Origin of the sequence: Streptomyces sp. NPDC008086 (assembly GCF_042957325.1) — a bacterium.
Taxonomy (GTDB): domain Bacteria; phylum Actinomycetota; class Actinomycetes; order Streptomycetales; family Streptomycetaceae; genus Streptomyces.
Map to the genome: position 1 here is coordinate 454,933 of NZ_JBIBIA010000001.1, position 12,023 is coordinate 466,955.

The 12,023-nt window shown below is 71.1% G+C and carries 8 protein-coding genes; 4 read left to right on the forward strand and 4 right to left on the reverse strand.

Translation table 11 applies throughout. The features are described 5' to 3' along the window. Nucleotides 1-15: 15 nt before the first annotated feature. Genes ACFZBP_RS01980 through narI form a run of 4 tightly spaced genes read left to right on the forward strand, consistent with a single transcriptional unit; the run spans nucleotide 16 to nucleotide 6,567 of the window. Nucleotides 16-3,720, forward strand: a complete 3,705-nt coding sequence (locus ACFZBP_RS01980) for a nitrate reductase subunit alpha (protein WP_391409349.1) — start codon at nucleotides 16-18, stop codon at nucleotides 3,718-3,720. Further along, nucleotides 3,720-5,354, forward strand: coding sequence for a nitrate reductase subunit beta (gene narH, locus ACFZBP_RS01985; protein WP_391409350.1), 1,635 nt, complete (start codon nucleotides 3,720-3,722; stop codon nucleotides 5,352-5,354). Before ACFZBP_RS01980 ends, narH begins: the two co-directional genes overlap by 1 nt. Continuing rightward, nucleotides 5,354-5,848, forward strand: a complete 495-nt coding sequence (gene narJ, locus ACFZBP_RS01990; RefSeq protein WP_383453032.1) for a nitrate reductase molybdenum cofactor assembly chaperone — start codon at nucleotides 5,354-5,356, stop codon at nucleotides 5,846-5,848. Before narH ends, narJ begins: the two co-directional genes overlap by 1 nt. Then, the gene (narI, locus tag ACFZBP_RS01995; RefSeq protein WP_391409352.1) at nucleotides 5,845-6,567 is read left to right on the forward strand and encodes a respiratory nitrate reductase subunit gamma; all 723 of its coding nucleotides are present in this window, start codon (nucleotides 5,845-5,847) and stop codon (nucleotides 6,565-6,567) included. Before narJ ends, narI begins: the two co-directional genes overlap by 4 nt. A gap of 4 nt (nucleotides 6,568-6,571) precedes the next feature. On the opposite strand, the gene dnaK is transcribed toward narI, so the two are convergent. From dnaK to ACFZBP_RS02015, 4 genes are all read right to left on the reverse strand, one after another. Then, entirely contained in the window at nucleotides 6,572-8,431 is a 1,860-nt protein-coding gene (gene dnaK, locus ACFZBP_RS02000) for a molecular chaperone DnaK (protein ID WP_383453028.1), read from the reverse strand. A 275-nt stretch (nucleotides 8,432-8,706) separates the two neighbouring features. Beyond that, on the reverse strand, nucleotides 8,707-9,135 hold the full coding sequence (locus tag ACFZBP_RS02005) for an OsmC family protein (protein ID WP_383453026.1): 429 nt from the start codon (nucleotides 9,133-9,135) through the stop codon (nucleotides 8,707-8,709). A gap of 117 nt (nucleotides 9,136-9,252) precedes the next feature. Next, on the reverse strand, nucleotides 9,253-11,334 hold the full coding sequence (locus tag ACFZBP_RS02010; protein WP_391409353.1) for a phage holin family protein: 2,082 nt from the start codon (nucleotides 11,332-11,334) through the stop codon (nucleotides 9,253-9,255). A 276-nt stretch (nucleotides 11,335-11,610) separates the two neighbouring features. Beyond that, the gene (locus tag ACFZBP_RS02015) at nucleotides 11,611-12,018 is read right to left on the reverse strand and encodes a hypothetical protein (RefSeq protein WP_383453024.1); all 408 of its coding nucleotides are present in this window, start codon (nucleotides 12,016-12,018) and stop codon (nucleotides 11,611-11,613) included. Nucleotides 12,019-12,023 lie beyond the last annotated feature (5 nt).

The window sequence follows — 12,023 nt, forward strand, 5'->3', positions numbered from 1 at the left end:
AGCAAGGGAGCGCCTGTGACCGACACGGAGATACCGCCCACCCCGCCCGCCGAGCCACCCCCCGAACCGGGCGCGGCGCTGCTCAAGGCGGGCCGGTTCTTCCGGCCGGGCACGGTCGCGCCCGATCTGCACAGCGTCGCGCTGACCGGCGGGCGCGAGGCGGACGCCTTCTACCGGGACCGCTGGAGCCACGACAAGGTCGTGAACTCCACGCACGGCGTGAACTGCACCGGCTCCTGCCGCTGGAAGGTGTACGTCAAGGACGGCATCATCACCTGGGAGACCCAGCAGACCGACTACCCGAGCGTGGGCCCCGACCGCCCCGAGTACGAGCCCCGCGGCTGCCCGCGCGGCACCGCCTTCTCCTGGTACACCTACTCCCCCACCCGGGTCCGCTACCCGTACGTCCGCGGGGTGCTCCTGGAGATGTACCGCGAGGCGAAGGAGCGGCTTCGGGACCCCGTCCTGGCCTGGGCCGACATCCAGAGCGACCCCGAGCGCCGCCGCCGCTACCAGCGGGCACGCGGCAAGGGCGGCCTGGTGCGGGCGAGTTGGGACGAGGCGGTCGAGCTCGTCGCCGCGGCCCACGTCCACACGATCAAGACGTACGGCCCCGACCGCATCGCCGGTTTCTCCCCGATCCCCGCGATGTCGATGGTGTCGCACGCGGCGGGCGCCCGGTTCCACTCCCTGATCGGCGCCCCGATGCTGTCGTTCTACGACTGGTACGCCGACCTGCCCGTCGCCTCCCCGCAGGTCTTCGGCGACCAGACCGACGTGCCGGAGTCGGGCGACTGGTGGGACGCGGCGTATCTGATGATGTGGGGCTCGAACGTCCCGGTGACCCGCACCCCGGACGCCCACTGGATGGCGGAGGCCCGCTACCGGGGCCAGAAGGTCGTGGTGGTCGCACCCGACTACGCCGACAACGCCAAGTTCGCCGACGAGTGGCTGCACCCGCACCCCGGCACGGACGGCGCGCTGGCCCTGGCGATGGGCCACGTGATCCTCAAGGAGTTCTTCGTCGAGCGTGAGACCCCGTTCTTCGCGGACTACGTACGGCAGTTCACCGATCTGCCCTTCCTGGTCACCCTGGAGGAGCGCGGCGGCGCCTACGTCCCGGCGAAGTTCCTGCGCGCCTCGGACCTCGGTCAGGAGGGCGGGAGCGCCGAGTGGAAGACCGTCGTGCTCGACGAGGTGTCGGGCCGCGCGGTCGCCCCGAACGGCTCCCTGGGCTTCCGCTGGTCCGAGTCGGGCGAGGGCAGGTGGAACCTCGAACTCGGCGATATACGCCCGCGGTTGAGTCTGTACGGCAGTCAGTTCGCCGTAGGTGTCGAGGTGCTGCTGCCGCGCTTCGACACCGAGGGCGGGGCGCACGGGCAGGGGCGCGGCGGCGTCGTACGGCGTGGTGTCCCGGCGACGAAGCTCGGCGGCGTGAACGGCCCGCTGGTGACGACGGTCTTCGATCTGCTGCTGGCGCAGTACGGGGTGGGCCGGCAGGGGCTGCCGGGCCGCTGGCCTGCGTCCTACGACGATCCGGACGCGCCCGGCACACCCGCCTGGCAGCAGGCCCACACCTCCGTCCCGGCGGCCAAGTGCATACGGATCGCACGGGAGTTCGCGCGGACGGCCGAGCGGTCGAAGGGCCGCTGCATGATCCTTATGGGCGCGGGCACCAACCACTGGTTCCACTCCGAGACGATCTACCGCTCCTTCCTCGCCCTGCTCCAGCTCACCGGCTGCCAGGGCCGCAACGGCGGCGGCTGGGCGCACTACGTGGGCCAGGAGAAGTGCCGTCCGGTGACCGGCTGGGCCACGCTCGCGGCGGCGTCGGACTGGTCGCGGCCGCCACGGCAGATGATCGGCACGGCGTACTGGTTCCTCAACGCCGACCAGTGGCGCTACGACCTGTTCACGGCCGATGTGCTGGCCTCGCCGCTCGGTGCGGGCCGCTTCCGGGGGATGACGGGCGCGGACTGTCTGGCGTTGTCGGCGCGGGTGGGGTGGATGCCGTCGTATCCGACGTTCGACCGCAATCCGCTGGAGCTCGGCGAGACCTTCGGCGACCCCGTGTCGCGGGTGGTGGCCGAACTGCGGGCGGGCACACTGAAGTTCGCCTGCGAGGACCCGGACGCACCGGAGAACTGGCCGCGCGTGCTGACGCTGTGGCGGGCCAACCTGCTCGGCTCGTCGGCGAAGGGCGCGGAGTACTTCACCCGGCACCTGCTCGGCACGCACTCGTCCCTCCAGGCCGAGGAGGCCCCCGAGGACGTACGGCCACGGGATGTGACCTGGCGTGACGAGGCACCCGAGGGCAAGCTCGACCTGCTGCTGTCGCTGGACTTCCGGCAGACGTCGTCGACGCTGCTGTCGGACGTGGTGCTGCCCGCCGCGACCTGGTACGAGAAACACGACCTTTCCAGCACGGACATGCACCCCTACGTGCACTCCTTCACCCCGGCCGTGGATCCGCCGTGGCAGGCCCGCAGCGACTTCGACACGTTCAAGGCACTGGCCGAGCGGCTCAGCGAGCTCGCCGTGGACCATCTCGGCGTCCGCAAGGACCTGGTGGCGACCCCGCTCCAGCACGACACGCCGGGCGAGATCGCCCAGCCGGGCGGGGTCGTCCTGGACTGGCGGCGCGGGGAGTGCGATCCGGTCCCCGGCCGGACGATGCCCCAACTGACCGTCGTGGAGCGGGACTACACGGCGATCGGCGCCAGGTTCGCCGCGCTCGGGCCGCTGGTCGAGCAGCTCGGTCTGCCCGTCAAGGGGATCACGCTGAAGCCGGACGAGGAGGTCGAGGACCTCCGGCACCTGAACGGCGTCACCACCGAGGGCCGCCCCTTGCTCGACACGGCCGTGAAGGCCGCGAACACCATCCTGGCCCTCTCCGGCACCACCAACGGCCGCCTCGCCACCCAGGGCTTCCGCACGCTTCAGGCCCGCACGGGGCAGGAGATGGCGCACCTCGCGGCCGAGCACGAGGGCAAGCGGATCACGTACGCGGACACGCAGGCCGCGCCCGTGCCGGTGATCACCTCGCCGGAGTGGTCGGGCAGCGAGTCGGGCGGACGCCGCTACACCGCGTTCACCCTCAACACCGAGCACCTCAAGCCCTGGCACACCCTCACCGGCCGCCAGCACTTCTTCCTGGACCACGACTGGATCCACGAGCTCGGCGAGGCGCTTCCCGTCTACCGGCCGCCGCTGGACATGAACAAGCTGTTCGGCGAGCCGAGCCTCGGCCCGGACGGGCAGCGGGAGGTGACGGTCCGCTACCTCACCCCGCACAACAAGTGGTCCATCCACTCCGAGTACCAGGACAACCTCTTCATGCTCGCCCTCTCCCGCGGCGGCCAGAACATCTGGATGTCCCCGCAGGACGCCGACGCGATCGGGGTCGTCGACAACGACTGGGTGGAGGCGGCCAACCGCAACGGCGTGGTCGCCGCCCGCGCCGTCGTCTCGCACCGGATGCCGGCCGGCACCGTCTACCTGCACCACGCGCAGGAACGCACCATCGCCGTCCCGAAGACGGAGGCCACCGGCAGGCGCGGCGGCATCCACAACTCACTCACCCGGCTGATCCTCAAACCGTCCCACCTCGTCGGCGGCTACGCCCAGCTGTCCTGGGCGTTCAACTACCTGGGCCCGACGGGCAATCAGCGCGACGAGGTGACGGTGATCCGCCGCCGCAGCCAGGAGGTCGAGTACTGATGCGCCCGATGGCCCAGATCGCGATGGTCATGAACCTCGACAAGTGCATCGGCTGCCACACCTGCTCGGTCACCTGCAAGCAGGCGTGGACCAACCGGCGGGGCATGGAGTACGTCTGGTTCAACAACGTCGAGACCCGGCCCGGCCAGGGCTATCCGCGCCGCTACGAGGACCAGGAGCGCTGGCGCGGCGGCTGGGAGCTGAACCGGCGCGGCGCGCTGAAGCTGAAGGCGGGCGGCCGTATCCGCAAGCTCGCCGGGATCTTCTCCAACCCCGAACTCCCGGAGATCAAGGACTACTACGAGCCCTGGACGTACGACTACAAGAACCTCACCGACGCCCCGCTCGGCGACGACTTCCCGGTGGCGCAGCCGGTCTCGCAGCTCGACGGCAAGCCGATGAAGATCGAGTGGTCGTCGAACTGGGACGACGATCTCGCGGGCGCCCCCGCCCACGGCGACTTCGACCCGATGGTGGAGCAGGCGCGCAGACAGGCCTCGGACAAGGTGCGGTTCGAGTTCGAGCAGACCTTCATGTTCTACCTGCCGCGCATCTGCGAGCACTGCCTCAATCCGTCGTGCGTGGCGTCCTGTCCGTCCGGGGCGATGTACAAGCGGGCGGAGGACGGCATCGTCCTCGTCGACCAGGACCGGTGCCGGGGCTGGCGGATGTGCGTGACGGGATGCCCGTACAAGAAGGTGTACTTCAACCACCGCACCGGCAAGGCGGAGAAGTGCACGCTGTGCTATCCGCGCATCGAGGTCGGTCTGCCGACGGTCTGCTCGGAGACCTGTGTGGGCCGGCTTCGCTATCTCGGGGTCGTGCTGTACGACGCCGACAAGGTGACGGCGGCCGCGTCCGTGCGAAACGAACGGGACCTGTACGAGGCCCAGTTGGGCGTGTTCCTCGACCCCGAGGACCGTGCCGTGCAGCGGGCCGCCGACGAGGCGGGGATCCCGTACGACTGGGTGGAGGCGGCGCGCCGCTCGCCCGTGCACGCGCTGATCAGCAAGTACCGGGTGGCGCTCCCGCTGCATCCGGAGTACCGGACGATGCCCATGGTCTGGTACATCCCGCCGCTGTCCCCGGTGGTGGACGCGCTCAGCGAGACCGGGCACGACGGCGAGGACGCCGGGAACCTGTTCGGGGCGATCGACAGCCTGCGCATTCCGCTGGAGTACCTGGCGGAGATGTTCACGGCCGGTGACATCGGCCCGGTCCGGGCCTCGCTGGAGAAGCTCGCCGCGATGCGCTCCCACATGCGGGCGATCAACCTCGGCGAGGAACCGGCCCCCTCGGTGCCGGAGGCCGTGGGCATGGCGGCGCAGGAGATCGAGGAGATGTACCGGCTGCTGGCCATCGCCAAGTACGAGGACCGGTACGTGATTCCGACGGCGGCCGTCGCTGACGCCCGCCGCCTGGAGGAGTCGGCGCTCCCGCAGGGGTGCAGCCTCGACTACGACGGCGGGCCCGGGATGGGCGGGGACGGGCCCTTCGGCCAGGACTCGGGCCGCAAGCTGCTGCCGCTCGTCCCGGTGGAGAACTTCCACGTCCTGCGCCGCCGACAGACCGCCGACGACGCGGCCGAGACCACTCCCACAGCCGATCCCACAGCCGACCGCGAGGAGGCCTGATGCCGTCCTTCGAGGTGTTCTACCAGGCGGCCGCGCTCTGCCTGACCTACCCCGACGACGACTTCCGCGCCCGCCTGCCCCTGCTGCGCGAGGCGGCCCCGCAGCTGCGGGAGTTCACCGACCACGCGGCCGTGACACCGCCCGGCGAACTGGCCGCGCACTACGTCCAGGTCTTCGACCTCAAGAACCGTCACAGCCTGTATCTGAGCTGGTGGCGCGACGGGGACACCCGGCGGCGCGGCATGTCCCTGGTCCGTTTCAAGGACCTCTACCGCGCCCACGGTCTGGAGCTCACCGGCGAGGAGCTGCCCGACTTCCTGCCCGCGGTACTGGAGTTCGCGGCCCGCACCGGCAACACCGACCTCCTGCTGGAGCACCGGGACTGCCTGGACCAGCTCCGCACCCGGCTCACCGACTTCGGCACACCGTACGCGTCGGTCCTGGACGCCGTGTGCGCCACCCTGCCGACCGCGCAGACGGGGACGCGCCCATGACCACACTGCTCTGGGGCGTCCTGCCCTACGTCACCTTCGTCCTGCTGGTCGCCGGCCTGTTCTGGCGGCACCGCTACGACCGCTTCGGCTGGACCACCCGGTCATCCCAGGTGTACGAGTCGAGGCTCCTGAACATCGCCTCGCCCGCCTTCCACTACGGCATCCTCTTCGTGCTGTTCGGCCACGTCGTCGGGCTGTTCGTCCCCGAGTCCTGGACGGCCGCCGTGGGCGTGAGCGAGCACACCTACCACCTGTTCTCCCTGTACGGCGGTACCGCGGCCGGTCTCGTCGCGGTCGGCGGGATCGCGCTGCTGGTCCACCGCCGCCGCACCCGGGCACCGGTGTTCCGGGCGACCACCGCGAACGACAAGGTGATGTACCTCGTGCTGGTCGCGGCGATCGTGATGGGCATGGTCGCCAAGCTGACCCACGCCTCCGGCGACGGCTACGACTACCGCCGGTCCATCGCACCCTGGGCCCGCGGCCTGGTCACCCTCACCCCGGACCCGGACCTGATGGCGGGCGTGCCGGTCCTCTACCAGATCCACGCGCTGATCGGCATGGCACTGATCGCGCTGGTGCCGTACACCCGCTTGGTCCACATGTTCAGCGCACCCGTGCAGTACCTGTTCCGGCCGTACCTGGTGTACCGCAGCCGGGACCCCGGGCAGTTGGGGCCCCGGCCGGAGCGGCGCGGCTGGGAGAAGACGGACGTATAGCCTGTCAGGCCGCCCCGCCCTTCTGGTCCTTCTCGTCGTCGACGATCTCCGCGTCCACCACGCCCTCCTCATCGGCGGCGCTCGCGCTCTGTTCCTCGGCCGCTGAACCGCCGGAGTCGGACGCGTACATCGCCTGGCCCATCTTCTGGCTCACCGTGGCGAGTTTCTCGATGCCGGTGCGCAGGGCGTTCGTGTCGGCGTTGTCCGCCAGGAGCTGCTTCAGCTCGGCCGCGGCCGACTCGACCTCGGACCTGGTGTCCGCGGGGACCTTGTCCTCGTTGTCGCGGACGAACTTCTCGGTCTGGTAGACGAGTTGCTCGGCCTGGTTCCGCGTCTCGGCCGCCTCGCGGCGCCTGCGGTCCTCATCGGCGTACTCCTCGGCCTCCCGCATCATCCGGTCGATGTCGTCCTTGGGCAGGGCCGAGCCACCTGTCACCGTCATCTTCTGCTCACGGCCGGTCGCCATGTCCTTCGCGGAGACGTGCATGATCCCGTTGGCGTCGATGTCGAAGGCGACCTCGATCTGCGGGACACCGCGCGGGGCGGGCGGCAGACCGGTGAGGTCGAAGACACCGAGCTTCTTGTTGTACGCGGCGATCTCGCGTTCGCCCTGGTAGACCTGGATGCCGACCGAGGGCTGGTTGTCCGTGGCGGTCGTGAAGATCTCCGAACGCCTGGTCGGGATCGTCGTGTTGCGCTCGATGAGCTTCGTCATGATGCCGCCCTTGGTCTCGATACCGAGGGACAGCGGGGTCACGTCGAGCAGCAGGACGTCCTTGACGTCACCGCGGATGACACCGGCCTGGAGAGCGGCGCCGACGGCCACGACCTCGTCGGGGTTGACGCCCTTGTGCGGGTCCTTGCCGGTGAGTTCCTTCACCAGGTCGGTGACGGCGGGCATCCGGGTCGAGCCGCCGACGAGGATGACGTGGTCGACGGCGGAGAGCTTGATGCCGGCGTCCTTGACCGCCTGGTGGAAGGGGGTCTTGCAGCGGTCGAGGAGGTCGGCGGTGAGCTCCTGGAACTGGGCGCGGGTCAGCTTCTCGTCGAGGTGGAGGGGGCCCTCGGCGGAGGCGGTGATGTACGGCAGGTTGATGGTCGTCTCGGACGAGGAGGACAGCTCGATCTTGGCCTTCTCGGCACCCTCGCGCAGCCGTTGCAGCGCCATCTTGTCGTTGCCGAGATCGATGCCGTACTGCCCCTTGAACTTCTTCACCAGGTACTCGACGACCCGCTGGTCCCAGTCGTCGCCGCCCAGATGTGTGTCCCCGTTGGTGGCCTTGACCTCGATGACGCCGTCACCGATCTCCAGCAGCGAGACGTCGAACGTGCCGCCGCCGAGGTCGAAGACGAGCACCGTCTGCTCCTCGCCCCGGTCGAGGCCGTACGCGAGCGCGGCGGCCGTGGGCTCGTTGATGATCCGTAGCACCTTCAGGCCCGCGATCTCCCCGGCCTCCTTGGTGGCCTGCCGCTGGGAGTCGTCGAAGTACGCCGGGACGGTGATCACCGCGTCGGTGACGTCCTCGCCGAGGTACGACTCGGCGTCCCGCTTCAGCTTCTGCAGTACCCGGGCGGACAGTTCCTGCGCCCGGTAGCGGGTGCCGTCGACGTCACCCTGGTCCGGGAACCGCCAGCTGCCGTCGCCCATGTGCCGCTTCACGGAACGGGCGGTGCGCTCGATGTTCGTCACGGCCTGTCGCTTGGCCACCTCCCCCACGAGCACCTCGCCGTTCTTGGCGAAGGCCACGACCGACGGTGTGGTCCTGGCCCCCTCCGCATTGGCGACGACCGTGGGTTCGCCGCCCTCCAGGACGGCGACCACCGAGTTCGTGGTCCCGAGATCGATCCCGACCGCGCGTGCCATCGCTGTCCCCTTCCGCCAGGGCGCCCCTTGAACTCCAGCACAAAACTTGAGCGGGTTATTGTCAATGGGACGAGTGACCGGGAGGCCGGGGAGCCAAACGGCCGGCTGAGCAGCCGCTCAGCCGGCGAAGGACGAGGTGGGCCAGGCCCGACGGGCCGCGCCCACCTCAGGGGCGCGGGGCTGTATCGATATGCGGCTCCGCCGCGTGGGCGCGACAAGCCACGACGGCGCAGCAGACGCCGGACAGCCTCCGCGGCACCCCCTCAGGCGCCCCGCTACGACAACTTCGCCGACAACGTGATCGTCGTCCCCGTCAGCGCCTGACTCACCGGGCAGTTCTTCTTGGCGTCCTCCGCCGCCGCGGCGAACCCGTCCTCGTCCAGCCCCGGCACCGTCCCCTCCACCGTGAGGTGGATCCCGGTGATCCCCTCCCCCGGCTGGAAGCTCACGTCGGCCGAGGTGACGAGCTTGGTGGGCGGCGTCCCGGCCCCCGCCAGGGCGTGCGACAGCGCCATGGAGAAGCAGCTGGAGTGCGCGGCGGCGATCAGCTCCTCGGGGCTGGTCTTGCCGTTCGCGTCCTGGGAGCGCGATGCCCACGTGACCGGCTGCGCGGCGATGGCACCGGAGGAGTCGAAGTTGACGACTCCGTTGCCCTCGAGCAGGTTGCCTTCCCAGACGGTGTGTGCGGAGCGCGTGGTAGCCACGGTTCTTCCTTTCGCGTGGGGGCCCGTTTCCTGGGTCCGTACCCCCATCCGATCACACTCCGGCCCACCGCACCCGGAAGACCGCCCCACGCGGGGTGAACGGCAGGCGACGGCTCGTCAGGCGGCCCGCTCCTCCGACTCGGGCTCGGGCTCCGGCTCGGGCTCGGGCTCGGGCTCCAGGGGGACCTGAGGTCCGTTCGCTTCCCGCAGCCAGCGGCGCAGTACGCGGTGCACGTGCTCGGCGCCCACCAGGTCCTCGCCGTCGCCGACCGGGACGGAGAAGGCGAGCGGTGACAGCAGGAACGGCTTGCCCTGCGCCCCGCCGAGTCCGCCGTGCGAGCCGATCTGCTCCTCGAAGGCGAGCACCTCGCCGCCCTCGGCGGGGTCGTACGCGGAGTTGACCATGATGTCGGCGGCGTTCGGGAAGGTGTGCGTACGGCGCACCGCGTCGGCGGCCCCCGGCCCGAAGACCTTCAACGGCCCCGGGTCCTCGTCGAGTCGGTCCAGCGGGATCTCCGCTCCGTACGCGCCGAGCACGACCCCGCCGTGCTCCTCGCTGCGGACGAGCAGGAAACCGACGCCGGGGTGGTTGGCGAGGGTGGTGAGCAGGGCCGGGTGGCGGGCGTCGATCTCCTCCTTGGTCGTCCGGTGCGGCACGTCCGGGAAGGAGACCAGGCCGAGGTTGCCGGACGCGAGAACGATCGGCTCCGAGCGACGGGACGGGCGGCGCTGTTCGCCGCCCTCCTCGACGGGCCGGCGCAGCGCGGCGCGCACGGCCGCGCGGGCCTCCGCACCGCTGTGGGTGCGCCGCGCCCTGCGCGGCACGGGCAGCCCGCACCCGGCCCGCACCAGGTCGCCGAGGCCGAGGCCGTACCGGGACCGGAAGGTCTCCCCGGGGCTCTGCCCGTGGTCCGACAGCACGACGATCCGGTACGGCCGCGGCGCGTGCTCGGCGACCTTCTCGATCAGCGCGAGGGACCGGTCGAGGCGGGCGAGGACCTTCTCGGCATCGCGGCTGCCCGGCCCGGAGTGGTGCGCCACCTCGTCGTACGCCACCAGGTCGGCGTAGACGGCGGTGCGGCCGGCGAGCATGTCGCCCATCACCGCGGCGACGACGACGTCCCGTTCGACGACGGTCGCGAAGGCCCGGACGAGCGGGTAGAGGCCGCCGCGGGAGACACGCGGGCGGACCTTGCGGAGGCCGGCCCGAGTGGACTGTCCGATCTCGCGGACGACCTCGGCGACGAAGGACAGGGCCGTGCGCACGGCGTTGGCCGGGTCGGAGAAGTAGGCGAAGTAGCCCGCGCGGGAGCGGTTCTCGCGGCCGCGCCGTCTGGTGGCGATGGACAGCACGAGGGCCTGCTCGTCGGCGCCGCCGCTGAACAGGTTGCCGCGGCTGGCACCGTCGGCGGCCAGGAGCCCGCTGTCGCCGGTGCGGTCGACGGCACGGCGCTGGAGTTCCGCGGCGTCGGCGGGGCGGTTGCAGACCATCACCTCGCGGCCGGCCTTCTCGTACCAGCGGAAGGCGGGGACGTCGTGGTTGCTGCCGTGCAGGATGCCGAGCTGGCTGGCGCCGGTCTGGCTGGACCAGTCGGTGCGCCAGGGGGTGAGCCGGTGGGTGGGGCGGTGAGCGGGGCGGGCGGGCCCGGCGGGGTCCTGGGTGCTCTCTCCCAGCCAGCGGGCGACCGTGGGCATCAGGTCCTTGCCGACGGCGGTGAGGAGTACGTCGTGGCCGACGCCGTCCAGCTGGACGAAGACGGTGCCGGGGCTGGACGGGCCGGGAGGCAGGGCTCTGCGGCGGCGGTCGGCCAGGCGGTACAGCCGGCGTCGGTAGGCGTCGTCGTCCCGTACGGCCAGGGCGGCGCCGGTGGCGGACGCGACGGCGGACATCACCGCGGCGACGATGACGGCGGTCTCCGGGGCGGCCTCGCTGTCGCCCGAGGGCACCAGGCGCAGGGCGACGATGAGCAGGGAGCCGTTGAGGAAGAACACCAGCAGGCCCAGGACCAGGGCGGGCACGAGGAGCAGGAGCCGTACGAGAAGGGGCCAGACGAGGGCGGACAGCAGGCCGAAGGCGCCGGCGCCGAGGGCCGCGGTCATGGCGATGCTGGTGGCGCTGTCGCCGTCGGCCGACTGGAGCTGGAAGTCGGGGAGGAGGCCGGCGAGCACGAGCATGGTGACGGTGGACACCACCCACACGGTGACGCTCCGACCTACCTGACTGGCAACCCTCCGCCAACGCACAGCCCACCTCCGGCCCCCATTGTGTCGCCCCCGCCGCCCCTACCCGTCCCCGTCCCTGGGGGCTGCGCCCCCAGAACCCCGGCATCGGCCCTCCGGGCCTCGTCCTCAAACGCCGGACGGGCTGAAATGCCGGCCGGCGGCGGGTCTCCCAGGGGCGCGGGGAACTGCGCGACCGGCCACGGTGGCGCCGCAGACGCCGTACGGCCTTTCACGCCACCCCGCGCGGAGCGTTCAACGACCGTCGTAACCCGCCGTCGGCATCGACAGCCGCCGGTGCACCCGGGCCTTCATCTGCGCGTCGTACAGGGGCTCGGCGCGCCCCACGACCTCCACCCGCACCCCCCGCCGCGCGCACTCCGCGGTGAACTCCTCGACGGAGGACAGCGCGCTCTCCAGCACTCTGCGGCTGGGTGCCACGAACAGGTCGAGGCCGGGGCGGACGCCCTCCCACAGCACGGCGTGGTCCGCGCGCAACCGGCGTACGAGCAGCTCGCGCGCGACGACGTACCCGTGTTCGGCGGCCCAGCGTGCGCACATCGCGTGCTGGCTGCGGGAGTCCACCAGGAAGGGGTCGGCGTCCAGCTGTTCGAGCGGCGTAAGACTGGCGATGGCCGTCACGCGCACAATGGATGACCCCATGGCGT

Coding starts and splice junctions, on each gene's coding strand:
- narI (WP_391409352.1), top strand. CDS start 5,845: ATGACCACACTGCTCTGGGGCGTCCTGCCCTACGTCACCTTCGTCCTG.
- narH (WP_391409350.1), top strand. CDS start 3,720: ATGCGCCCGATGGCCCAGATCGCGATGGTCATGAACCTCGACAAGTGC.
- narJ (WP_383453032.1), top strand. CDS start 5,354: ATGCCGTCCTTCGAGGTGTTCTACCAGGCGGCCGCGCTCTGCCTGACC.
- dnaK (WP_383453028.1), bottom strand. CDS start 8,431: ATGGCACGCGCGGTCGGGATCGATCTCGGGACCACGAACTCGGTGGTC.
- ACFZBP_RS02015 (WP_383453024.1), bottom strand. CDS start 12,018: ATGGGGTCATCCATTGTGCGCGTGACGGCCATCGCCAGTCTTACGCCG.